Genomic DNA, 25898 nt, shown 5'->3' on the forward strand with positions numbered 1-25898 from the left:
CTTTGATCTTTAGTTTGATGGCATGTTCATCTTCTGTTGAGCCAAGTCGCAGTATAGTTGTAAAGGACTATACCACCTATGTAAATCCTTTGGTTGGCACCCTGGGGGAGGGGAACACTTACCCGGGACCACAAGTGCCCTTTGGGATGGTTCAGCTAAGTCCTGATACTGAGAAATGGTTATGGGGAGCGGCTTCGGGGTACGAATACTCCGACAGCACCATATATGGTTTTTCAATGACTCACCTGCATGGAACAGGTATTCCTGATATGGGAGATATATTGTTTATGCCTACGGTTGGAAAGACGCATATTCGTCCAGGTAAAAAGGACTTTACCGAACCAGGCTATTTATCCGGGTTCTCTCATGAAAATGAAATAGCTGAAGTAGGCTATTATTCTGTGGTACTGGATGATTACCAGGTAAAGGCAGAACTCACGTCAAGCAATCGAGCCGGTATGATGCGATTCACCTATCCGAAAGCTGACAGTGCACATGTTGTGTTAGATCTAAGTCATGTACTGCGCTTTGATGTGGTTTGGTCTAATGTACGTGTTATCAACCAAAATACTATTGTAGGAATGCACCAGGTAAAAGGCTGGGCTAAAGAGCGATATGTGTATTTTGCGGCTGAGTTCTCAAAGCCTTTTTATGCAACACGCATCTTCTCAAACGGCAAAGAAGTAAAATACGACTCTTATAAGACCTATCGTTTTCGCAGCAGTAAAGAGGCAGCAGGTCCTGACTTACAGTTTATAGCCGATTACAAAACCGACGATGCAGAGCAGATTGCTGTAAAAGTTGGTATTTCACCAATCAGCACTGAGAATGCCATGGTGAACCTACAAACTGAAATGCCAGATTGGAATTTTGACAGCTATGTAAATAAGAGTAAAACTCTATGGAATGCCGAGTTGGCCAAATTTGATGTGGAAGGTAATCAAAAGCAAAAAGAGACTTTTTACACAGCAGCTTATCATGCATTTATGTCTCCAACAAGCTATTTCGATGTGGACAGATCATATCGTGGATTGGATCAAAACATCCACACTGCAAGTGGTTTTGATAATTATACTGTGTTCTCATTGTGGGATACATACCGGGCAACACATCCCTTGTTTTGCTTAACTCAGGCCGGGCGAAATGCAGATATGATCAACTCCATGCTGGCCCATTATCAGCAAAGTCCGGATAAACTGTTACCCATCTGGTCATTCTGGAATAACGAAACCTGGTGTATGATTGGTTATCATGCTGTGCCTGTTATAGTAGATGCGTATTTTAAAGGTGTTAAGGGGGTTGATTGGAATTTGGCTTACGAAGCATGTGTTAGTTCTGCCACACATCCTGAATACGATGCTACAAAAGAATATGAGGTGTTGGGTTACGTGCCTTATGATATTGAAAACGAATCAGTATCGAAAACCCTTGAGTATGCATACGATGATTATTGTATTGCGCGTTTTGCAAAAGCTTTAGGGAAAGATGCAGATCATAAGCGCTTTTCGAAAAGAGCAATGGCTTATAAGAATCTGTTTGATAAAGAAATTGGCTGGATGAGACCTAAAGATAGCAAAGGACAATGGATTCCTGATTTTGATACACATCACTTTGAACATTTAGGCGCCTTTACCGAAGGAACCACATGGCAATACACATGGACCGTTCCTCACGATGTAAATGGTTTGGTGGAACTATACGGAAGCAAAGAAGCCATGGCTTCACAGCTTGATTCGGTGTTTAACTACAGTAGTGGGAAAGACTATAAAGGCGTGGATGATATTCATGGTCGAATAGGTGAATACTGGCATGGTAATGAGCCAAGTCATCACGTAACACACTTATACGCCTGGGTTGGTCAACCCTGGAAAACACAACAGTTAACGCGTCATATTATTGATACACAGTATGGTAATGCGCCGGGCTCATTGTGTGGTAATGACGATTGCGGGCAAATGAGTGCCTGGTATATTTTCAATGCGATGGGCTTTTATCCTGTTTGCCCGGGTAGTGATGAATACATTATCACTTCACCTGCAGTGCCTTCGGTAACCATGACCCTGAGTAATGGAAAAGAATTACAAATTAAGACAGAAAACTTCTCCGATGAGAATATTTATATCCAGTCAGTTAATATAAATGGTGTAAATTGGGAGAAGAGTTGGTTCACATTTAATGATATAAAAGATGGAGCAACAATACATTTTATATTGGGAAGTGTGCCGAATAAAGATTGGGCAGCCCCTGTTAAAAGTTATCCTCCATCCCTGACAGGTATTTAAAAGCTATGATCATGAATAAAGTAGTAGTAATTGTTCTCTTAGTGTTTCAGACAGTGATTGTAAAGGCTCAGAATGAGGATCTGACCCGGTATGTTGATCCGTTCATAGGCACGCAGGAAATGGGACACGTGTTTCCGGGTGCATGTGCACCTTTTGGTATTGTGCAATTAAGTCCTGATACCGATAGTGTTCAATTCTTTAACAATGGAAAATATAATAAAGAAGTGTACCGCTATTGTGCAGGTTATCAATATACTGATCAATCGATTGTTGGATTTGCCCACACCCATTTTAGTGGCACCGGTCATTCTGACCTGGGAGACTTTCTGGTAATGCCAACTGTTGGTAATGTACAGCATAATCCAGGTACCATCCATGATACCTCATTGGGTTATCGATCAATGTTTCGAAAGGAAACAGAAAAGGCAGAGCCTGGGTATTACACGGTAGAGTTGGATGATTACAACATTAAAGCTGAGTTAACAGCAACTCAACGTGTGGGCTTTCATCAATATACTTTTCCTCAGTCAGATGAGTCGCATATCATTCTGGATCTAACACATGGTATTTATAATTATGAAGGTAAAGTGTTATGGTCTGCTATCAGAGTGGAGAATGACACACTGGTAACCGGTTATCGCATTACACGTGGCTGGGCGCGCACAAACTATCAGTATTTTGCCATGAGTTTTTCAAAAGCATTTAAAACTTATGGTTGTTCTAATGATGAAGAGGTAAAATACAACGGATTCTGGCGTAAGTTTGATCAGACCGATAATTTCCCTGAAATGGCTGGTAAAGCATTAACAGCAAATTTCGATTTTGCTACAGAAGAAGGTGAGCAGATCAAAATAAAATTTGCTTTATCAGCAGTTAGTACCGAAGGAGCTTTAAAGAATCTTAATGCTGAAGTGCCTCACTTCGATTTTGATAAGACACGATCAGAGGTTAAGGCCATGTGGCAGAAAGAGCTGAGTCGGATTAAAATTGATGCGTCGGAAGAGAAGAAGATAGCTTTCTATTCATCGATGTATCATTCCTTTATCCACCCAAGTGAGTATATGGATGTAGATGGACAGTATCGGGGTTTGGATCATAATATACATCAGGCCATTGGTTTTACTAATTATACAGTGTTCTCGTTATGGGATACATACCGGGCTCAGCATCCTTTACTGAACTTGATTCAACCGGGGCGTTCTTCAGACATGATTAACTCAATGCTGGCTCATTATGAACAAAGCGTGCATAACATCCTGCCGGTATGGAGCCACTTTGGTAATGAAAACTGGTGTATGATTGGTTATCATGCGGTACCTGTTATTGCAGATGCCTATGTAAACGGGATCAAAGGTTTTGATGCTGAAAAAGCACTGGAGGCTTGTATTTCAAGTGCCAATTACGACCGTTATGAAGGTATTGGGGAGTATAAAAAGTATGGATATGTTCCATATGAAACCAGTCATTATGGTGCCTCCATCACTTTGGAGTATGCCTATGATGATTATGCCATCGCTCAACTGGCCAAAGCTATTGGTAAAAATGATGTGGCCAGCGCGTATATAAAGCGTTCAGAGTATTGGCGTAACTTATTTGATCCTCAAACAGGCTACATTCGTCCCAAAACAAAGACAGGAGATTTTCTTGATAACTTTGATCCACTTGATACACATGGCGCCGGTTTTATAGAAGGAAACTCATGGAACTACTCCCTGTATGTGCCTCAGAATGTCGGAGGTTTGATAAGTGAAATGGGAGGAAAGGATCGTTTCTCAGAACATCTGGATTCCTTGTTCACCATGCATATTCCTGATGAGTATTTTGAACATACTGAGGATATTACCCGCGAAGGAATTATGGGTGGTTATGTGCATGGTAATGAGCCAAGTCATCACGTGGCTTATATGTATAACTGGGCTGGTAAACCATGGAGAACGGCAGAGCGCGTGCATGAGATCATTAACACCAAGTATCTGAACAAACCAGACGGTTTATGTGGCAATGATGACTGTGGTCAGATGTCGGCCTGGTATATCTTCTCATCCATGGGTTTTTATCCGGTTTGTCCGGGCTCGGGAGAATACGTGATTGGTTCTCCTTCACTTCATAAGGCAATTATTGATCTTGAAGACGGAAAGCAGTTTATCATTAAAGCTAAAAATGCTTCCAAGAAGAACATCTACGTTCAGTCGGTTACCCTCAATGGGAAACCCTGGGATAAGAGTTATATCAGGCACAATGATATCGTAAACGGAGGTGAACTGATTTTTAAAATGGGTAGTCGTCCCTCAAAATCATGGGGTGTTGATGCCGCTTCCGTACCTTATTCTAATAATTAAAACGAAAAATGACCTTTTAGTTATCAGTTAAAGGATGTATAAATCCGCCTTATGTCGTGATATTTAAATACTGAGATTAATTTTTTAAACAATGAAATTATTTAAATATGCAGGCCGTTTATTGGTCTGCACAGCCCTTCTTGCGTCTTGTTCAAAGAAAATTCAGAAAGAGTATAAGCTAACAGCATATACGTGCTCAATAGAATCTAAACAAGATAATTCACCGGTAGGTGAAGATGTTACTAAGCTTGTAGATGGTGATGTTTATTCAAAATTCCTGACGTTCAGCCGTACGGCGACCATTACCATTCAGCCTGTTAAACGTTCGCGTCTTACTGCTTATTCATTGGTGTCGGGTAACGATGAACCCGGTCGTGACCCCCAAACCTGGACACTGGAGGGGAGTTTGGATGGGAAAGAATGGATACTTCTGGATTCGAGAAGCAAGCAGGTGTTTGAAGAACGGAATATGACCCGCCTATTTGATGTTGCGGTGCATGAGGATTACGCCTTTTATCGATTTTCTTTTTCAACGGACGGTCATGATATTCTTCAATTATCCGAAATTGAGTTAAACGGCCTATGGGATGCTAATGACGAGCGACCAATAGCGAAGTTTACTGCTGGTAATGCCTCTTTTTTTGATCAGGGAGCTGTACAATTTAAAAATGAATCTGAACAAGCAGCTGATTACTTATGGTACTTTGAAGGGGGCTATCCTTCAAGCAGTACTGAAGACGATCCTCTTATTGAATACAAGTCCCATGGCAAGTATCCGGTTAAGCTGATCGCTAGTAACAATGGCTATTCAGACACTATACTTATTAATGACTTTGTAATTGTTAAGCGGAAAGGAGGCTGGGACCATTTTCAGTATCCGCAAATCAACTTTGTAAACAAAACCCTTGGAGGTAACGGGGATTTATACAAAGAACTGGTACCAGAACCTATTGATTTGATAAAGCAGGTAAGCCTGGATGTTTGCCACATCTTATACAGGAGCGTTGATGAGGTTGATGTGCTTGAGGTTCTTGACTATTCCATCGAAGACATCGAAACCATCTCTGCCAAAGGAGGTAATCCACCTCATATTAATATCTTTTTCAGTTCCAGTTACCTAAAGAAAAAGAAAGGCATTTTAAGTGATGAAGAACTAATTGCTGAAATTGTTGGAGTCTTGTACCACGAACTGGCGCATGGTTATCAATACTCGCCCAGAGGAGCTGGTGGATATGCCAGGGGAGCTGACTATTTCGGTTTAATAGAAGGTATTGCAGATTATGTGCGCTTAAATGCAGGCTATTCAAGTTACGATTACAGAAAGCCGGGGGGCCATTGGAACGATGGTTACAAAACCACCGCTTTTTTTATTGACTGGTTACATACAAAGGATAAGGACTTTGCCTATAAACTAAATCAGAGCGCTATAACTATTGTTCCATGGTCATGGGATTCGGCTTGCCAGGATATTCTATCTGCTTCTGTAAAGGACTTATGGGACGAATATCAGACCTATCTGAAAAATGAATCAACTAATTAATCAAATCTTAAATCACAAGTTAAATGAAAAAAACAGTATTGTATTCAATCATGGCGGTCATGGCACTGCTGGTTTCATGTCAGAAAGAGGAAGAGTTCAGTATTGAACATCTGCAAACACCTTTGCAAGCCAGATTTTCGGTCGATAAAAGTCGGGTTTTTATAAGTGAAGAAGTACAATTTACCAGTTCTTCAATTGGAGCCAACAAGTATGAGTGGAGTTTTGAAGGAGGACAGCCATCAACCAGTTCTGAAGAAAATCCCATAGTAAGCTATACTAGTGCAGGTACTTACAAAGTATCCTTAACTGTTAAAGATGGGGCTAAGCAAAACATCATCGTAAAGGAAGAATTTATAACAGTTTATGGAGAAGAATGCTGGAAAGATGTGGTCCTGCCAGCAGTCAATTTCAAAAATACAGCAGCTGATAAAAACCTTTATGAGCACATTGTTCCGGATCCCGTGAGATTGATTCAAACAGCTTGTTTTGATGTGGCTCGCTGGTTATTTGTTTGTCCGGGAGAGATGGATGAGCTTCATACAATTGACTACACAGTTGAAGACAATGATGGTATTTCAGCCAAAGGAGGGCAAGCTCCCCGGATAAATATCTTTTTCAGTGCTACCTATTTGCAAAACTGTAAAGAGAAAGGGATGACAGATGCAGAGCTATTAGCTGAGGTAAAAGGAGTTTTGTATCATGAGATCACGCATGGTTACCAGTTTACACCTCAGGGTGCCGGTAATTATCAGCAGGGTGATGATTTCTTCGGTTTTATCGAAGGTATGGCTGATTATGTACGTTATGTAAGCGGTTACCTGACAACAGGTGACAGAAATGCCGGTGGTCATTGGAATGATGGTTATAAGACATCAGGTTTCTTTATCGATTGGCTACACACAAAGAATCAGAATTTCTTAAACGAATTAAATCACTCTGCAAAGACCATTAATCCATGGTCATGGGAGGCTGCTACAAAGAAAATTACCGGTCAGTCAGTGCAGGTTTTATGGAACGAATACCAGCAGGATATTGAAAGTGGTAAAATTGAAGAAATTGATGAGCTGTTACGACGCATGCGTGCCGGTGAAGATGTTGATTTCGGAGGTGATGATGTTTCCGAATCATTGGTAGATATCACTGATCAGAACCCAACAGTTACCTACCAGTCGGAAGAGTTCGATTTCTTTGACTGGGGATTGCCTGAATTCGCATATGACAATGACCCGGCTACTGCATTTTTTAATATGAATAATACAACCTGGTATACTTTTGAAACAGCAAATTCCTTTAAGATTAATAAAGTTGCCATAACAGCCACTGCCAATATCTTAGGCATTGACTATGTATTTACGCCGGATGAATTTGTATTGTACGGTTCAAATGACGGAGAGAACTGGTCTGAAATAACTGTGGTGGAAAGTACCGGTATTGTGAGTTTTGAAGAGCGAAAGGAGTTTGTTTTTGAGAATACTGATTATTATAAGTTCCATAAGATATCGCTTGCAGCGGATATTGAAGAAGGTGATAACAAACGTATTATGATAGGAGAACTTGAGCTTTTGGGAAAAGCGGAATAACAGATAAGAGGTATTAAATGTAGGTGGATTATAATATCCCGGCTCGAAATGCATCTGAACGGTGCCGGGCCGGGATTTCAAATTAAACGATATGAATAGATTTTGGCCTTTAATGGTGCTGGTACTTTTGCTGGGTGCATGCAACCGCCAGACAGATTATACACAGTATGTAGATCCGTTTATTGGAACGGGAGCGCATGGTCATACCTATCCGGGTGCACAGGTACCTTTTGGAATGGTGCAGTTAAGTCCTGACACCCGAAATGATGAATCATGGGACGGATGCGGAGGTTATCATTACTCCGATTCTTCTATTATCGGCTTTAGCCATACTCACTTGTCAGGAACAGGTGTCTCTGATTATGGTGATATTTTGTTAATGCCAATTACAGGTGAGCTAATGCTTGAGCCAGGGACAAGTGAAGATCCTCATAATGGTTATCGCTCTGTTTTTTCTCATGATTTCGAAGTTGCCAAACCTGGTTATTATTCGGTTTATCTTGAAGATTATAATGTTAAGGCAGAGTTAACTGCAGGACCAAGAGTTGGGTATCATCGCTATACTTTCGATAATGCTGGTGAAGCCATGTTGATGCTTGACTTGATTCATCGGGATCCGGTTATCGGTGCAGAAATTAAAATTACTGGAAACAGAACTATTCAAGGTGAACGCCGCTCGAAATATTGGGCAGGTGATCAACGATTGTTTTTTGCCCTGGAATTCTCTAAACCATTTGAATCCGTTAATTTCTATGAGGATGGAAAAATGCATGCCTCAAAAGAGTTCCTGAAAGGAAGAGCCCTTCAATCGGTGATCAATTGGCAGGTTGAAGAGGGAGAGGAAATAGAAGTAAAGGTTGCTTTATCAATGGTAAGTGCCAATGGAGCACTGGCAAATTTACGGGAAGAAGCTGCGGGTCTTAATTTTGATAAGGCCTGCGAACTAGCCAGATCTGAATGGCAAAGGCGCTTAGGTAAAATAGAGACAAAAGGTGGTAGTTTAAAGGAGAAACGCAATTTCTATACGGCGTTGTATCATTCATTACTGACACCAAACCTGTCGCAGGATGTTGATGGGCGTTATCGGGGTATGGATGGTAAAGTGCATCAGGCAGAAGGTTTTACCAATTATACGGTTTTCTCATTGTGGGATACTTTCCGTACCCTTCACCCATTGCTGACAATCATAGAACCGGAATTGAGTAATGATTTTGTCAAATGCCTTGTCCGTAAAAGTCAAGAGTATGGGGAGTTACCAATGTGGGAACTGGCCTCAAATGATACGCGTTGTATGATAGGTTATCATGCTGTATCACTTATAGCCGATGCTCTTGTAAAGGGCCTTAACAACTATGATCTGGAGAAAGCCTATGCGGAAATGTATAAAACTGCCATGCTTGATAAACGTGGGTTAAAAGATTATCGCACTTTGGGTTACGTTCCATCCGATAGAAGTAGTCAGGGCGTTTCAAAAACCCTCGAATATGCCTATAATGACTGGTGTGTGGCTCAGGTTGCCAGGACTTTAGGTAAGCTTAAGGATTACCATTATTTTATGAATCGATCCAAAAACTATCGTAATATCTATGATGCATCAACGGGATTTATGCGAGGTAAGCTGGCCGATAACACCTGGGTAGAGGAGTTTGATCCAATGGCCGTTGGCTATAATTATACAGAAGGTAATTCATATCAATACAGCCTGTTTGTCCCTCATGATGTGCCAGGGCTGATAAATTTGCTTGGAGGACAAAAGGAACTGGAAAAGTGGCTTGATCGTCTGTTTGAAACCGAAATGGCCTATCAACTTGAGGAGGGAACCGATGTGACCGGTTTGGTAGGACAATATGCTCATGGCAATGAACCGAGTCATCACATGGCCTATTTGTATAATCACGCGGGATCACCATGGAAAGCGCAGAGGATGGCACGTTATATTATGGCCAGTCAGTACGACGATACACCATCTGGTTTATGTGGCAACGAAGATTGTGGTCAAATGTCAGCATGGTATGTGATGAGTGCCATGGGATTGTACCCCGATAATCCAGGTTCACCCAATTACTCAATTGGTTCACCTGTCTTTGATGAGGTAAAGATACATTTGGATAATGGCAATACCACGAAGTTGCTGTCAATAAACAATAGTAAGGAAAATGTCTATGTACGTTCCTTAGAATATAATGGAGAAGATTATCGCAAAAGCTTTATTACTCACCAGGAATTATTGCAAGGTGGCGATCTGTCTTTTAATATGGATGACCAGCCAGATCAACAGTGGTTTCAGGAGCATCTGCCTGTTACTGAAACCTATCGGGCTGCACCACATTGCTATCTGACAAATCCATCCGACGTATTCATTAATGAGTTTGTTGTTGATATGCGATGCGATGATGGAGCAACTATTCATTATACCCTTGACGGAAGTGAACCTGACAGAAGAAGTGCTGAATTCAATTCTCCTTTTGTTATTGATGAAAGTACGATAATTAAAATGCGTTCTTACAAAATTGGTTGCGAAGATGGTTACGTGGTAAGTCGTCATATAATTAAAGAAAGTCCATTACCGCTTAATACGCTGAGTTTAAAGCAAGGCTTACGTTTTAATTACTACGAAGGGATCTATCGGTCTATATATGACTACGTGCAGGACAAGCCTGTTAAATCAGGTATTGTCAATGCACCAACACTGGATATTTGTGAACGAAACGAGTGGATTGGCCTTACTTATGATGGTTTGATCTATATTCCTCGTTCTGGCACATATACTTTTTATATTTCAGCTAATGATGGTTGTATGCTAAAAATTAATGGCCGTGAGCAGTTTGAAAGTGATGGAAGAAAGTCACTTCCATTCGCTCAAGCGTGCAGTATAGAACTCAGCAGGGGATATCATCCATTTGAGATTGGTTTCTATCAATGCTCTGATGGTATTGAGCTTAAGACAGAATGGGAAGGGCCTGGAATTGATCGTCAGACCATGCCTGAAAACGTTTTTTTTCATCGCCGGTGACTATTCCAACCTGAAGGGTCAGAGTCCGGAGTTTTTGGCTCTTATAAAGTTTATCGTATACCTGTCGATGACCATCGTGTCTCAGTGTTATCCAATCCATATTCAGGATTGGTGTGGACCAATTTTCTAATTACGAATGGTCAATTTGGTCGGATATGGTAAAAAACGGTCTCAATGGAGGTTTTATAACTGAGAATACAGCTGCATGGTATTAACAGAATATATTTAACGTTGCGCACATTTGCTTCCTGCCATTAAAGGCCCCGCTTTGTACTATCTACGGGTCTTCTTCGGATCAACCTCGCTGGCAGCGAGGTTGATCCGAAGCGGTTCCGAAGGATTACCGAAGAAGTACCGAGGAACTACCGAAGGATTACCGAAGCACGTTTTAGGCGCTTTTGCGTATCTAACCGCTAAGATTCTCTCAATTCTTGCAACACTGAAAACATTATTGTTAAGTATAGGAATATGCTTGTCTTCGATGTTTTTCGTTGTTTAGGAATTAAAAAGTCGGTTAATAAGGTATAAATTCCTTATTCCCGATCCATAGATCAGTCTCGCTTTTCGATAGCCTGGGCATTATTTATAAAAAGTAATCCTTTAGGGATCAGATACCGCATTAATCGTTATTCCGGGTTAAATCTGATAAAACCGATGTAAATAATTGGTTCAACACAAAAGAGCAACTTCTTTCGAAATTGCTCTTTCATTCTTATTCAGTTTCTTTTTTTGATTCTTTGCCATTCTGTTTTAATCGTCTGGCATCCTTAAGGCATTTATGAATCATCCATTCAAGCTGACCATTGACACTTCGAAATTCATCATCAGCCCACTTTTCTATCTGCTTAAATGTTTCAGGGTCAATTCTTAATACAAATGATTTTTTTTTGCTCATACTTTAATTGTGTAGTGTGCCCGTATTAATGATAGGTGTGGCCTCTTTATCACCACACAAAACTACCATTAAATTACTTACCATTGAAGCCTTTTTGTCTTCATCAAAATCAACAATTTTATCTTCTGTTAGTTGAGTCAAAGCATCCTCAACCATTCCTACCGCGCCTTCAACAATTTTCTTACGTGCTGCAACAATTGCAACAGCTTGCTGACGTTTTAGCATCGAGCTTGCAATTTCAGGGGCATAAGCCAGGTAACCAATGCGAGCTTCCATGACTTCAATACCCGCAATGGCTAAACGTTCAGTTATTTCTGATTCTAATGCTTCATTTACTTCATGCATTCCTGAGCGTAATGTAATTTCAGCTTGTGCATCATCAAAATTATCATAGGGATACGAGCCAGCCAGTTTACGAACGGCAGCATCAGTTTGCACACGTACGAATTCTTCATAGTGATCCACCTCAAAAGCTGCTTTGTAGGTGTTGCTGACTTTCCATACCAAAATTACATTGATCATGATCGGGTTACCAATACGGTCATTCACCTTAAGTCGTTCACTGTCAAAGTTACGTGCCCTTAACGATATTCTTTGTTTAGAATAAAAGGGGTTGGCCCAGAAAAAGCCATTTTCCTTAACGGTTCCCTTATAAGCCCCAAACAGAACCAGAACTTTAGATCCATTAGGATTAACGACAAAGAAACCTGGAAGAATCAATAAAATAAAAGGAATGGCAATTATCAAGAGATAAAGCCCTTGGGTCGCTATTGTTGTTACAGTTGCTGCCAACAATACAAAGAATACCAGAAGCATTAGGTATCCATTTCTCGGTTTAGTTATTTGTTCTTTATTCATAGTGATATTAAAATAGTATCACAATAATAGTAAATATATTTATCCGATGCAACTATCATTTTATTTTTTGATTGGATTTATTCTTGTTTATCGTATTTTTAATTTTCAATTATTAGATATGAAGACATTTCTTACGACGCTTACTCTTTTCATGTTATCGGTAACGGTTTTTGCAAAATGGGTAGACGGTTATATAACCTTGAATGACGGCAGCAGGCTTAACGGACGAATTAATGTCCCATATGTCAATATGGAGTCAAGAGCTATTTTAGTTAAGGGTATGGATTTGTCTCACTTTTATTATTCGGTCAGGTTTGCAACTAAGGAGACGGGGAAACAGTTTTATTATCCTGAGGATATCAAAGGTTTTGGTTTTAATAATAATGGGGCGATGTTCCATTTTGTAAGTGAAAATGTGCACTATAAAAGTATTGTCAGAGCTGAAAGGGAGCGTTCGCAATTTCTGCAGGTTCTATATAAAGGAGACCTTATTTTGCTGAGCCGGCTTGTGCCGTTTTATCATGAAATACATGGTATGGAAGGATGGTGTGGTGTCAACCACATCAATAGTTATGACTATTATTTAAGTAATGCGGAAAAGGGATTAACAAGGCTTGAAGTGAATAAAAGCAATGGGTCCATTAAGGATATTCTTGCCTTATATGGCGTTCATGATACATTTCTGCAAAGTCAACCTGATAATATCAACCGCTTCGATGTATTTAGTCTTTTAATAGAATATGAGCAGTGGAAAAAGAATACAGATGAATCTGTAATTCTTGAAATCTAAAATAGCTTGGCAATTCGCAGCGCCATATATATAAATGTCAGCGTGAAAATTATTGTCGCCCCTGACGGCAGATCGAGGAAATAGGCAATGAATAATCCGCTAATGCTTCCTATCAGACTGAAAAGTACAGATATATACATCATCTTTTTTAGATCTTTGGCAAAAAGATTTGCAGCAGCAGCGGGAATAGTGAACAATGATAATACAAGGATAATTCCCATTACTTTAATGGAAAGAACAATTGAGATAGCTACAATTACAGAACTGATATACCTGATTGTTTGTACCGGCATTTTTGACACTGTTGCAAATTCGCTATCAAAAGCAACTGACAGGATCAGTGGATAGAATAGTTTGACAAGGATTAAACATGTTATTGCAATAGCTGATAACAAGATCAGATCTGTAACCTGGACAGTAAGGATATCTCCAAATAAGAAGCCCATCAGATTAGGAGTGTAGCCGGGGGTCAGGAACACAAATAGTATGCCTATAGCCATTCCCAGTGACCAAAGAATAGCAATGGAGCTGTCTTCCCGAAGGCCCGCCTTATTACTGCTCCATTCAATGCCAACAGCAGATAAAACAGCAAAAACAGCTGCACCAATAAAGGGAGGGAAGCCAAGAAAATAAGCTATCCCCATTCCACCAAATGAGGCATGCGTTATTCCTCCACTAATAAAAACAGTTCGTCGTGCTACAATATAACTACCTACAATACCCGCCAGAACAGATGTTAAGATGGAAGCGAATAATGCATTTCTGAAAAAGCTAAAACTCAGCAGCTCATATAACTCATTCATGATCATGATGTTTTAATACCCGGTGTGGAATATGTCCGTGACTGACGAGCTCAATCGGACAGTTATATGATTGTAATACCTCATTTGTAATTTTATTGGAGGGATGATAATGTAAGCCTCCATTGACGCAAGCAATGGTTTTTACCATCGATGAAATTGTTCCCACATCATGTGATACCAATAGAATGGCCATTTCTTTGTTTAGCTCGCCAAGTAAGTTGTATAGATTGGCCTCAAAGGATTTATCAACGTAGGTATTAGGTTCGTCCAATATTAGCAAATTAGGATCACTGATCAATGCGCGACATAAAAATACCCGCTGCATTTGTCCTCCTGACAGTTCTCCAATAGACACATTATGGCTATTTTCCAAGCCGATAAATTCCAGCAGTTTACTTACTTTATTGAGTAATTGTTTGTCCGGTCTTTTCCACCAGCTGTTTGCAGCATAAGTGCCAGAGAGAATAACATCTTTTATTGTTATTGGAAATTGCTTGTCTATGGTATTAACCTGTGGCAAATATCCGGTTTTTAGATGTTCATGTTTTATAACTTTACCCGAAGCAGGCTTAAGCAGGTTCAATATTACTTTTAACAGCGTTGTTTTTCCACCGCCGTTAGGTCCGATCACCCCAATAAAATCACCGTCAAATACCTCTAAATTGACATTGCTTAATACGACATTGTTGTCGTAGGAAGCTGTGATATTATTAAGTTGAATGAGTGCTTGCATTTGCTTTATTGCTTCTCAAGTTGTGTGATAAAACGGTCCATCTCACTTTTCCATTGGTCCGACAGGGGATTAACCTGGGCAGTGACAGCTCCAATTTCATTGGCAATTACCACGGCATTTGATTGATCAAACTCCTGTTGTATATAAATGGTTTTAATGCCTTTTTGTTTTGCTAGCTCTATGGTCGATTTCAATTTGGCAGGAGTAGGCGTTTTACCTTCAAACTCAATTGTAATCTGCTCAAAATTATAAGCTCTCGCCAAATAGGTATAGGCGGGGTGGAAGATCATAAATGTTAATCCCGGCTTTTCTGATTGCAGAAGGGTTAGCCGTTCATCCATTTCATCTACCTGACTGATAAATTGCTCATAATTTGTGCCTATCATTTCCTTATGCTCGGGAAATAATTCTGTCAGGTATGATTTCAGGTTATGCATGATCAGTTTCACTTCTTTAGGTGAAGTCCAGGTATGTGGATCGATACCGCCAGTGCATACATGGTCATGGTCATGATGATGGTGTTCGCCCTGGATCATATCAATACCTTTGGATAGATCGAACCACTTCATTTCTTTACTGGCAGCAGTGATCCTGTCGCTCCACGTTGCTTCAAAACCAAGATGTCCCATTTTTATGTAGGCCAATGATTGCGATAGTTTCTTTATCTGCGCTGCTGATGGTGCATAACTGGCATGATCCGACCCTTGCGGGATCATTACGTTGACCTCAATTGTGTCTCCCATCAATTGCTTGATAAAGTACTTTTGTGGTGCAATGCTGACAGAAATAATCTGCTTTGAAGTACTCTTCTTTTCAGTAGTGCAGGATGTAATCAGGACAAATCCGATAATAAGGAAGAAATATATGTTTTTCATGTATTTTCAGTTTAAAATAAATATAGCGTTCTGAATTTTTCAGAGCTGCAAAAGTACATGTTCAACAAGTATAATGCAACATTGTTGCAATAAAATTAAGACATATTAGTCTTTAATGGATCTGACCAAATAACTGGAAAATAGTTTCGGTATATGTTTTGGAAACAGGAATTTCTATGGCAGGTTGGGAGTTAAGTTTGATACGTAAACCTTCCCTGGTGCGTTCAATTAATTTTACTTTCTGAAAATTAATCATATAGGAGCGATGACATCGAATGACTTCAAGTGGTTTAAGTGTGGATTCCAGTTGTTTGAGTGTATTGCGCAAAAGAAACTTTTCATGTTTTTGATGGTCAGAATAATGGATGGTGACATAATTATCAGCACCCTGTAAATACAGAAGGTCATCCAGTTTAATAGATAAACGCATTGTACCTTTTTCATCTTTAAAGAGCACCATGCCGCTTGGTTCTGTTTTTTCTCCAACCCCTTCTGACATGGCTTCAAGCTTTTCTTTGTTGTCAATCCATGCAAAATAAAGCCAGGTAACGGTGTATGGTATTAAAAGAACTAAAGCTGTATTTTGTATGGAAACTTTAAAAGCTTCTTCAAAAGGTCGGCTATCGTGTAAGATAAATAGCTCGTAAAGTGTGTAAAATAGCGACATGCTCACTATCTCAATGGCAATCCATATAAAATAACTACCAATGGAAATATGTTTTCCTCTTTTGGCAGAATGGTACATAATAACACGACTGATGACAACAACAAGAACACCAGTCAGTATTACCAAACTTGAATAGAAGAGTAACTCTGTTTTCGAAATAGAAAACCAGTTACTAACATTAAATGGATGGTAAATATTAATAAATACCAATGCAAAGGCAGCTGTAAAAAGAATAAGGCTGACAATGTTTTTCTTTTTTAGTAGAAACGATGGTAATGCTTTACTTAAATCCATAACAACATAAAGATGCACTAAAAACTTTAAAATTATAATATAATTGAAATGGTTTTTGTGTTAAGAGGTAATTATAGCGTCTGAAATTTCACCCCCAAATGAAGAATTTCACCCCACATTATAGGTTTTAGGCCCAATGGAGGCATGCAAATCACATTAAATTGCAGAATTATCAATTCTTGGTTTTGTTTGCATTCGAAGATGTCAATGAACAACAGATCATCGCTTATTTATGAAACTCCATGAATTATTTTTTTCTATATCAAACTCTGAAGGCACAATTTTCATCGGGAGCTGCCACACACTCTCCCGATGGAAGTGCTTTTGGCTTTTATACTCATGAGTTTCATTCAAGGTCTCAATCTCCTTTTAGCGGTGGAATTACGTCACCATTTGACGTTGAGTTAACAAATAGTACTGAAAACAATAATTTCACTTACCCGATCTTTCATCCTGTCAAAGACAAACAGTCAGATGGATGTATAATATTACTGCACGGACTTAATGAGCGCAGTTGGGAAAAATATTTACCCTGGGGATATCAATTGGCTAATTACACGCGTAAGACTGTCATTTTATTTCCAATTGCATATCACATGAACCGCTCACCAAAATCGTGGTGTGATCCAAGACAGATGACATCATTTGTTAAAGAGCGGCAACTGATAGTTCCTGAAGTCAGGAACCTGAGTGTAGCCAATGTCGCATTAAGTGAGAGGTTATCCAGGCATCCGGAGCGATTTCTCCTGTCGGGTTATCAGGCTGCCAATGATCTGTTGGACCTGGTAGCATCAATAAAAGCGGGGGAGCATCGTTTTATTCAAAAGGATGCTCAGGTAGATTTTTTTGCGTACTCGATCGGCTCTTTTTTGTCACAGATTTTATTTATGGCCAATGGAGATAAGGAGTTGGCAAACAGCCGCTTGTTTATTTTCTGTGGAGGCAGTGTTTTTGAACATTGGCAGGGAGTATCAAAGTTTATAATGGATAGCAGAGCATTTGAGCGCTTGCATGAATACTATAATAACAGAACAGATTTTAATAACACCGAAGTAAGCGATGTTATTAATCATACGGCTTTAGGACAATCATTTGTTGATATGTTGTCCACAAAGAATTTGAAAAAAAGAGGTGCAGTTTATTACTCTGCACTAAAAGATCGCATTACGACAGTGGTTTTGAAAAATGACACTGTGGCAATTGCCGGTAAAGTGAAACAAACATTAAAAGGGATGCGTGTAGATGAGTGGGATTTGAATTACAATTATTCGCACATCATGCCGTTCCCATTGCTTTCTAATAAATTGGTTACCCAGGTCAATGATGCTTTTGATAAATTGATGCTTCGGGCATCTTTGCTTTTTACAACTTAAGAGAATGGGATTGGCCTGAAAAAAAAGGGTGATTGGTTAAACGTAACCATCACCCTTTTTTTAGAATGTATATTAAGCGATTGCTTATTTCCCTAGCATTTCAGATACCTGGTTCAGAACATTTTCACCTGTAAAACCAAATTCCTTATCAAGAACAGTATAAGGTGCAGAATAACCGAAGTGATCCAAGCCCCAAACCTTACCGTTAGCTCCAACCAAGCCTTCTAAGGTAACAGGTAATCCGGCTGTCATACCAAAGCGAGCTGTTTCAGCAGGTAACACAGATGCCTGGTAGGCCTCATCCTGATTGCGGAATAAACCTTCAGAAATAACAGATACAACATTAACCTTTAATCCTTTCTGTTCGCGTAACAATTTTGCACCATCAACCAGTGTAGAAACTTCTGAACCAGAAGCTAATAATACTACATCAGGTGTGTCTGCATCCTTTTCAACGATGTATGCACCTTTCTCAGCCTGAAGAGCCGTTTCATATGAGCTTTCCGGCAGGTTAGCGATATTCTGACGCGATAAGATCAAGGCTGTTGGAGTTTTGGTATTTTCCATTGCCATTTTCCATGCTACAGTACCCTCGTTCACATCTGCAGGACGAAGCACTAACATACTGTTGTCGCCGTGGTGGTTCTTTAATTTCTCAAGTAAACGTATTTGCGCTTCCTGCTCAATTGGCTGGTGAGTAGGACCGTCTTCTCCAACACGGAATGCATCATGCGTCCACACGTACTTAACAGGCAACTGCATTAAGGCAGCCATACGTGCAGCAGGTTTCATGTAATCAGAGAATACAAAGAAAGTACCGCAGGCAGCAATGACACCACCGTGCAATGCCATACCATTGGCAATAGCACCCATGGTTAACTCAGCAACGCCAATCTGTAAGAAGGCACCTGAGAAATCACCTTTTTTGAATACAGTAGTTTTCTTTAAGAAACCATCTGTTTTATCTGAATTAGCTAAATCGGCTGACATGACGATCATGTTTTCAACCTGCTCAGCTAAAGTACCTAATACGGTTGCAGAAGCAGCACGGGTAGCCGCACCGGCTTTTTGCTCAATGGCTGAATAGTCAATGTTGGTTTCGCCTGAGATAAATTTAGCAAGTTTTACAGCTAATTCAGGATTAGCTTTGGCCCATTCAACTTCTTCAGCTTTTTTGTCTGCCACATAAGCAGTTTTGGCCTTATGACATTCGGCATATAGTTCAGCAACTTCAGCAAAGATCTGGAATGGATTCTCAGCATCTCCACCAAGGTTTTTGATCGTGTCTGCAAATGATGCACCTGCAGCACTCAATGGCTGACCGTGTGTTGATACCATTTTTTCAAATGAATCACCGGCATCAGTTACTGCGCCTTTACCCATTATTGTTTTACCAATAATCAGGAATGGCTTTTCAGTTTCCGCGTTTGCAGCATCCAGAGCTTTGCGGATCTGATCATGGTCGTTACCATCGATTGTCATGGTAGCCCAACCCCAGGCTTCGTATTTCTTCGCTGTATCTTCAATCGTTACATCATCAGTAACAGTTGAAAGCTGAATGTCATTTGAATCATAGAACATAACAAGGTTGCTTAAGCCTAGGTGACCAGCAATTCGTCCTGCTCCCTGTGAAATTTCTTCCTGAATACCACCATCAGAAATGAAGGTATACGTTTTGTGAGCCATCCACTCACCAAAGCGAGCAACTAAGAAACGCTCTGCAATAGCAGCTCCAACAGCCATTACATGACCTTGTCCAAGAGGACCTGATGTATTTTCCACACCTCTTGGAAAATCAACTTCCGGGTGACCAGGTGTCGGGCTTCCCCACTGGCGGAAGTTAGCCAGATCTTCAAGACTGTAAGTACCGGTTAAAGCTAATCCGGCATACAACATTGGAGACATGTGGCCTGGGTCAAGGAAAAAACGGTCGCGGTTAAACCAGGTACGGTCTGCAGGGTCATAGTTCAGGTATTCCGAAAACAATACATGCATAAAATCTGCTCCACCCATAGCACCACCCGGGTGACCTGATTTTGCTTTTTCAACCATTGCGGCTGATAAAATCCTAATGTTGTCGGCTGCCAACTTTGAAATGTTCTTGTCCATTACGTTTTTAAAATTTTTAAAATTTCATACAGTTCATGCTGTATGGAACTCGCTTATTAGCCCGGAATGAACCAGGCTAATAAACAGGTTTCTATTGTTGTTAATTTACCCGGTAAATACACAACAGTAGAACAGTCTTCAAACTGTGCGCAAAAATACACTTTTTTCTATAGCAGATAAATTTTAATGGACATGACTTTTATTGTTTTTTCCTGATTTGCTATCTATTATGAATTATGTTGAGGAAAAATGTTTTGTACTTAAACGCGATTGTATTTAAACAACAACATGGCACAGGCTGGTTTTCATATATGTCATGCTGGGAGTGAAATACCGCCGGCTTATTATTAGCTTTGTGTTTAATTAGATCATAATGATATGTTGAAAATTGTAGCCGATAATAAAATACCGTTTCTTAAAGGTGCTCTTGAGCCTTATGCCCAGGTTCATTATTTGCCCGGAGCTGAAATTAACAATGAAGTATTGAAAGATGCAGATGCACTTGTTACCCGCACCCGTACAAAATGTAATGCGTCATCCTTAGCTGACACAAAGGTTAAAATAATTACCTCGGCTACCATTGGCTTCGACCATATTGATACAGAGTGGTGTGAACAAAATAATATTAGCTGGACAAATGCTCCGGGATGTAACTCAGAATCTGTAAAGCAATATGTTGGAGCTGTACTGGCTTTACTGGTTGACGAGAAAGGATGGCGATTGGCTGGTAAATCTATTGCGGTAGTGGGTGTTGGTAATGTAGGAAGTAAAGTGTCAGAAATGGCCAGAGCCATTGGTATGACCGTTTATGAAGTGGATCCGCCACGCGCCATAGTTGAGAAAAACAAAAGGTTTTATACGCTTGATGAGGTGGTAGATAAGGCTGATATTATTACATTTCATACTCCCCTGACCAGGACAGGTGAAGATAAAACTTTCCACTTATGCGATCAGGCTTTACTTTCTAATATGAAAAAGAACACCATCATTATTAACTCATCACGGGGAGAGGTAGTTGACGGCAAGTCATTAAAACAGGCCTTACAAAAAGATTTAATAGGAGGAGCCGTTCTGGATGTATGGGAACATGAGCCTTCAATCGACAGTGAACTGCTGGAAATGGTATGGATTGGCACACCACATATAGCGGGTTATTCGCAGGACGGTAAAGCCAATGGAACTCAAATGAGTGTGCAGGCCATCAGTCGATTTTTCAAGCTGGGTATCGATGATTGGGAGGCGACGGGAATACCGCAAGCAAAAGAACCGACAATTACCATTGATGCCGGGGGGTGCACGAAGGAAGAGGTACTGGCAAAGGCAATATTACATTCTTACCCATTAAAAAGCGATGATGCGGATTTACGCTCTGATCTGGGGCGATTTGAATATTTACGCGGTGCTTATCCTGTCCGCAGGGAATTTCAGGCTTATGCTGTCAGGTTACTTAAGGGAAATGCCGGATTAAAAGATACCTTGCTAAAGATAGGATTCTCAAGGGTGGACACTGTATAGGAGATTCGCAAATATACAAAGCGACCGGGCAATGATTCCCGGTCGCCTGACAAAATCCAGATATTGATTGGGTAATTTTAAACCTTACTTAGCTTTAAATTGTGAACATTGACAAACTCTTTTATGGCCTCTGTCATTGTTGGCTGACCAATTTCCTGAAGGTCGTAATAAACACGTGTGTTTGGTTTATTTATTTCAACCACTCTGTTTAAATCAATAGGAGTACCAATTATAACAGAATCACAAGGTACATTGTCAATGGTTGCCTGCAGATCTTTAACCTGTTCATCGCCATAACCCATTGCAGGTAATAAAGTACCAATGTTTGGATAAATGCGATAGGTTTCAGCTAACTTCCCAACTGCATAGTCGCGTGGGTCAATTATCTCTTTGGCGCCGAATTTATTGGCAGCCACAGTTCCGGCACCAATCTTCATCTCACCATGTGTCAGTGTTGGACCATCTTCTATAACCAATACCCTTTTACCTTTAATGGCTGATATATCATCGACCTTTATTGGTGAAGCACCATCGATAACAGTAGCGCCCGGATTAGCAGCAGCAATATTGGCTCTTAACTGGTTAATGTCTTCAGGTGCCGCACTATCCATTTTGTTAATGACGATGATATCGGCCATGCGGAGGTTTACTTCACCTGGATAATAGCTCAACTCATGGTTAACACGGTGTGGATCGGCTACTGTTATTAATAAATCAGGTTTGTAAAAAGAAAAGTCGTTGTTTCCGCCGTCCCATAATATTACATCACAACCATCCGGATCATTCTCTGCAGCATCAATAATGGCTTGATAATCAACTCCAGCGTAAATCACGTTTCCACGAACGACATGTGGCTCGTATTCTTCCATCTCTTCAATGGTACATTTGTGAAATGCCAAATCATCAACACTGGCAAATCGCTGAACTTTTTGCTTAACCAGATCACCATAAGGCATTGGATGACGAATGGCAACTACCTTCAGTCCCTGCTCCATTAATAATTCAATGACACGACGTGATGTTTGACTTTTTCCACAGCCTGTGCGAGTGGCACAAACGGCAATAACTGGTTTATTGCTCTTTATTTGCGTATCGTTAGGTCCAAGTAGCATAAATGAAGCACCTGCCGCGTTTACACGGGCCGATAAGTTCATAACACGATTATATGGTACATCACTGTATGAGAATACACAAACATCAGCTTCTTTCTCAATAATCAGTTTTTCCAGATCATCTTCGGCAAAGATCGGAATGCCTTCCGGGTAAAGTGAACCCGCTAGTTCTGCAGGGTATTTTCGCCCGTCTATATCAGGAATCTGGGCAGCCGTAAATGCGACTACTTTGTAATCCTGGTTATCTCTGAAAAAGGTGTTGAAATTGTGAAAGTCTCTACCGGCTGCACCGATAATAATAGCTTTTTGCATAATTCTGTTGATTTGGTTAGTAAATAATAGGTGTTGGGTCCTCAATTGAGGTTTCTATAAAAATACCTGATGGAATTCTAAAAGACTAATTAATTGAACATGTTAAGAAACAGGATGTTATTATTGACATTAAGATGTTTATAAAGTATTTTTATATGTTTGTCTAATGAATTTTCTGGCTCATTTATATTTATCGGGTGATAATCCGGGCATACAGGTAGGTAATTTTATAGGAGATCATGTGAAAGGGCGCGACTACGAAAAGTATGAGCCAAGCATTAAGCAAGGTATTTTGCTTCACCGCAAGATTGATCATTTCACCGATACTCATCCAATTGTCAAGCAGAGCTCAAAGAGACTGAGTGAACGTTTTGGTCGTTATTCAGGCATTGTAACCGATGTGTTTTACGACCATTTTCTGGGCATTAACTGGAATGAGTTGAGCGATATTCCGCTTAATAAGTATGTAAATAAGGTGCATAAAGTGTTATTGAGAAACTACTTTAAGCTACCGGCTGATGTTAAACGCTTTTTACCTTTTATGGTGAAGAGCCGTCGTTTGGAAACCTATGCCACTGTTGAGGGAATTGACCGTAGCCTGAGGATCATGACCAATTATTCATCTTTACCCGATCATGTGTCATGGGGTATGCGCCAGATGAAGGAACAATATCAGGATTTTAATGATGAATTCATGGCTTTCTTTAAAGAGGTTCGAATAATGGCCGATGAAGAGCTGAGGGTGTTTGAGAAATGATAGTTTAGGCTGCAACTGGTTCGGAGATCATGGGCTGCATTTGAGTGCCAGGGCTTTTCTAAGTTCCAGACCAGTCACTTAACTCTTTTGGGCTTTCATCATTCGATCTTTGCCATTCAAATCTTTTCTGCACTCAATGTTTATAAAGCCCTGTTGAATAAGCATTGACGTCATTTCCGCAGCCAGATATTCATTGATCTCAAAATACAGCAGGCCATTGTTATTAAGCATCTTCTGCCCCAGTTGGGCAATGGCGCGGTAAAAAATGAGCGGGTCATTATCGGATACAAACAGTGCTGTTTCCGGCTCATGCTCCAATACGTTGGCTTCCATCATTTTCTTTTCCAACTCTCGAACATATGGAGGGTTGCTGACAATAACATCGAATTTTTCATCGCCCGGATCATGGTTTAAAATATCTGTCAGTTTAAACTTAACGTCCTGCTCTAGTTTAATCGCGTTGTTTTGGGCGGTCTGCAGGGCAGCTTCTGAAATATCCCATGCGCTTACGTCTGCCCGGGGCATATTTGCTTTTAAAGAGATAGCTATACAGCCACTGCCGGTTCCGATATCAAGCAAACGCTTACCATTGTTGTTATCGTTAATGATCCAGTGCATCAGTTCCTCTGTTTCAGGGCGGGGGATTAAAACAGCCGGATTCACCATAAACTCCAGTCCATAAAATTCGGTAGAGCCAATAATATACTGAATAGGTATATGTTGTTTCAGTTGTTCTGTATATTCTTCAAGTTGCGCCAGCTGAACAGTGTTAAGCAGCTCATTGCCCATCAGTAATAACCGGGTGTTGTCAGCCTTTAACACATGTTGTAAAAGTAACTTTGCCATAGGCCTGATTTCCATTTCAGGGTAATAGCCTTTTAACGCAGACTGTAGCTTTGAAGTAAATTGATGAATCGTAGTGCCGCTCATTTTTCGTATCTTGAACGGCAAAATTACTAAACTCCGATGAATCATTTATCGCAAGAGGAAAAATACATGCAGCGATGCCTGCAACTGGCACAGCAGGCAGAAGGGAATACTTATCCTAATCCAATGGTTGGAAGTGTTATAGTGCACGAGGGAACCATTATTGGTGAAGGTTATCACTGTAAGGCCGGAGAACCACATGCTGAAGTTAATGCGGTTCATTCTGTCAAAGATAAATCGTTGTTGAAGACATCAACTTTATACGTCAACCTGGAGCCTTGCGCCCATTACGGGAAAACGCCACCGTGTTCAAAGTTGATCATTGATAATAAGATACCCAATGTGGTTATTGGGTGCGTTGATTCCTTTTCTGAAGTGGCAGGAAAAGGTATTGAGATGATGGAAAAAGCCGGAGTTAAGGTAAAGGTGGGGGTGCTGGAGTACGAAAGCCTGGAGTTTAATCGTCGTTTTTTTACTTTCCATAATATGAAACGACCATATATTATACTTAAGTGGGCTGAAACGCAGGATGGTTATATAGATATTGAGAGGAATGAGGAAAATTACGGTCAGCCCACATGGATAACCAATGAATGGGCACGCCGTGCTGTTCATAAACAACGGGCTGGAGAGCAGGCGATCCTGGTTGGTACTCAAACAGCCGTTAAAGATAATCCATCCTTAACAGTTCGTGACTGGAAGGGTTCTCAGCCATTGCGATGTGTGATCGATAAACACTGCCGCTTAACGAAGGATTATAAGTTGTTGGATAATCAACATCCCACTGTCATTTATAACCTGGAAAAGACTGAGAGGTCCGGCTTAAGGGAATATGTCAGGCTTTCAGAGCGTGAGTTTGCCAAACAATTACTGAATGATTTATGGAAGCGTAATATTCAGTCTTTAATTATAGAAGGCGGACAAGCGACCCTGCAGCATTTTATTGATGCTGACATTTGGGATGAAGCCTATCAGTATGTTGGGGATGTTAATTTTTATGCCGGTGTTAAAGCCCCGAAATTTAAAGGATTACTTGTTGATAAGAAGAGTTTCGGATCAAGTAAACTGAAGGTGTATCGTAATCGTGCCAAAGGCTGATCAGCTTTACCATCGGCATGTTCCCT

General features: G+C 40.4%; 19 protein-coding genes. 10 read left to right on the top strand and 9 right to left on the bottom strand.

All coding sequences use genetic code 11. The annotated features are described in order from the left end of the window. The first annotated feature begins 17 nt into the window (after positions 1 to 17). The 5 genes from ACRD69_RS14185 (at position 18) to ACRD69_RS14205 (ending at position 10754) form a co-directional block, all read left to right on the top strand. Positions 18 to 2282 (top strand): GH92 family glycosyl hydrolase, encoded by a 2265-nt coding sequence (locus tag ACRD69_RS14185; RefSeq protein WP_430815761.1) that lies wholly within the window; start codon positions 18 to 20, stop codon positions 2280 to 2282. A gap of 11 nt (positions 2283 to 2293) precedes the next feature. Then, positions 2294 to 4621, top strand: a complete 2328-nt coding sequence (locus tag ACRD69_RS14190) for a GH92 family glycosyl hydrolase (RefSeq protein ID WP_430815762.1) — start codon at positions 2294 to 2296, stop codon at positions 4619 to 4621. Positions 4622 to 4712: 91 nt separating this feature from the next. Further along, positions 4713 to 6161, top strand: a complete 1449-nt coding sequence (locus tag ACRD69_RS14195; RefSeq protein WP_430815763.1) for a basic secretory protein-like protein — start codon at positions 4713 to 4715, stop codon at positions 6159 to 6161. A 23-nt stretch (positions 6162 to 6184) separates the two neighbouring features. Then, positions 6185 to 7741: a basic secretory protein-like protein gene (locus ACRD69_RS14200; RefSeq protein WP_430815764.1), complete on the top strand. Its 1557-nt coding sequence runs from the start codon at positions 6185 to 6187 to the stop codon at positions 7739 to 7741. Between the two features lie 91 nt (positions 7742 to 7832). After that, entirely contained in the window at positions 7833 to 10754 is a 2922-nt protein-coding gene (locus ACRD69_RS14205; RefSeq protein ID WP_430815765.1) for a GH92 family glycosyl hydrolase, read from the top strand. A gap of 712 nt (positions 10755 to 11466) precedes the next feature. Here the strand turns inward: ACRD69_RS14205 and ACRD69_RS14210 are convergent. Further along, a complete protein-coding gene (locus ACRD69_RS14210) occupies positions 11467 to 11649 on the bottom strand; it encodes a type II toxin-antitoxin system antitoxin (RefSeq protein WP_430815766.1) in 183 nt (60 codons plus the stop codon). Positions 11650 to 11652: 3 nt separating this feature from the next. After that, the gene (locus ACRD69_RS14215; protein ID WP_430815767.1) at positions 11653 to 12465 is read right to left on the bottom strand and encodes an SPFH domain-containing protein; all 813 of its coding nucleotides are present in this window, start codon (positions 12463 to 12465) and stop codon (positions 11653 to 11655) included. Positions 12466 to 12625: 160 nt separating this feature from the next. Here ACRD69_RS14215 and ACRD69_RS14220 point away from each other — a divergent pair, with 160 nt between their 5' ends. Continuing rightward, positions 12626 to 13297, top strand: a complete 672-nt coding sequence (locus ACRD69_RS14220) for a hypothetical protein (RefSeq protein WP_430815768.1) — start codon at positions 12626 to 12628, stop codon at positions 13295 to 13297. Here the strand turns inward: ACRD69_RS14220 and ACRD69_RS14225 are convergent. From ACRD69_RS14225 to ACRD69_RS14240, 4 genes are all read right to left on the bottom strand, one after another. Beyond that, entirely contained in the window at positions 13294 to 14100 is an 807-nt protein-coding gene (locus ACRD69_RS14225; RefSeq protein WP_430815769.1) for a metal ABC transporter permease, read from the bottom strand. The genes ACRD69_RS14220 and ACRD69_RS14225 overlap by 4 nt on opposite strands. After that, on the bottom strand, positions 14093 to 14833 hold the full coding sequence (locus tag ACRD69_RS14230) for a metal ABC transporter ATP-binding protein (protein ID WP_430815770.1): 741 nt from the start codon (positions 14831 to 14833) through the stop codon (positions 14093 to 14095). The genes ACRD69_RS14225 and ACRD69_RS14230 overlap by 8 nt, the downstream gene beginning before the upstream one ends. A gap of 5 nt (positions 14834 to 14838) precedes the next feature. Continuing rightward, the gene (locus tag ACRD69_RS14235) at positions 14839 to 15708 is read right to left on the bottom strand and encodes a metal ABC transporter solute-binding protein, Zn/Mn family (protein WP_430815771.1); all 870 of its coding nucleotides are present in this window, start codon (positions 15706 to 15708) and stop codon (positions 14839 to 14841) included. A 112-nt stretch (positions 15709 to 15820) separates the two neighbouring features. Next, positions 15821 to 16669, bottom strand: coding sequence for a LytR/AlgR family response regulator transcription factor (locus tag ACRD69_RS14240; RefSeq protein ID WP_430815772.1), 849 nt, complete (start codon positions 16667 to 16669; stop codon positions 15821 to 15823). Positions 16670 to 16911: 242 nt separating this feature from the next. Between ACRD69_RS14240 and ACRD69_RS14245 the strand changes: the two genes are divergently transcribed. Then, positions 16912 to 18042, top strand: coding sequence for a DUF6051 family protein (locus ACRD69_RS14245; RefSeq protein WP_430815773.1), 1131 nt, complete (start codon positions 16912 to 16914; stop codon positions 18040 to 18042). Positions 18043 to 18126: 84 nt separating this feature from the next. On the opposite strand, the gene ACRD69_RS14250 is transcribed toward ACRD69_RS14245, so the two are convergent. Then, on the bottom strand, positions 18127 to 20151 hold the full coding sequence (locus tag ACRD69_RS14250) for a transketolase family protein (protein ID WP_430815774.1): 2025 nt from the start codon (positions 20149 to 20151) through the stop codon (positions 18127 to 18129). A gap of 378 nt (positions 20152 to 20529) precedes the next feature. Between ACRD69_RS14250 and ACRD69_RS14255 the strand changes: the two genes are divergently transcribed. Further along, the gene (locus ACRD69_RS14255) at positions 20530 to 21666 is read left to right on the top strand and encodes a 4-phosphoerythronate dehydrogenase (protein ID WP_430815775.1); all 1137 of its coding nucleotides are present in this window, start codon (positions 20530 to 20532) and stop codon (positions 21664 to 21666) included. A gap of 77 nt (positions 21667 to 21743) precedes the next feature. On the opposite strand, the gene ACRD69_RS14260 is transcribed toward ACRD69_RS14255, so the two are convergent. Then, a complete protein-coding gene (locus tag ACRD69_RS14260) occupies positions 21744 to 23090 on the bottom strand; it encodes a cyclic 2,3-diphosphoglycerate synthase (protein WP_430815776.1) in 1347 nt (448 codons plus the stop codon). A gap of 166 nt (positions 23091 to 23256) precedes the next feature. Between ACRD69_RS14260 and ACRD69_RS14265 the strand changes: the two genes are divergently transcribed. Beyond that, positions 23257 to 23847 carry an acyl carrier protein phosphodiesterase gene (locus ACRD69_RS14265; protein WP_430815777.1) on the top strand — a complete coding sequence of 197 codons (591 nt, stop codon included), beginning with the start codon at positions 23257 to 23259 and terminating at the stop codon, positions 23845 to 23847. 78 nt (positions 23848 to 23925) lie between these two features. Here ACRD69_RS14265 and prmC read toward each other — a convergent pair whose 3' ends face one another. Beyond that, positions 23926 to 24777, bottom strand: a complete 852-nt coding sequence (gene prmC, locus ACRD69_RS14270; RefSeq protein WP_430815778.1) for a peptide chain release factor N(5)-glutamine methyltransferase — start codon at positions 24775 to 24777, stop codon at positions 23926 to 23928. A 36-nt stretch (positions 24778 to 24813) separates the two neighbouring features. On the opposite strand from prmC, the gene ribD reads away from it, so the two are divergent. Beyond that, positions 24814 to 25872, top strand: a complete 1059-nt coding sequence (gene ribD, locus ACRD69_RS14275; RefSeq protein ID WP_430815779.1) for a bifunctional diaminohydroxyphosphoribosylaminopyrimidine deaminase/5-amino-6-(5-phosphoribosylamino)uracil reductase RibD — start codon at positions 24814 to 24816, stop codon at positions 25870 to 25872. Positions 25873 to 25898 lie beyond the last annotated feature (26 nt).

It is taken from the genome of Carboxylicivirga agarovorans (assembly GCF_050589845.1).
Classification (GTDB): Bacteria; Bacteroidota; Bacteroidia; order Bacteroidales; family Marinilabiliaceae; genus Carboxylicivirga; species Carboxylicivirga agarovorans.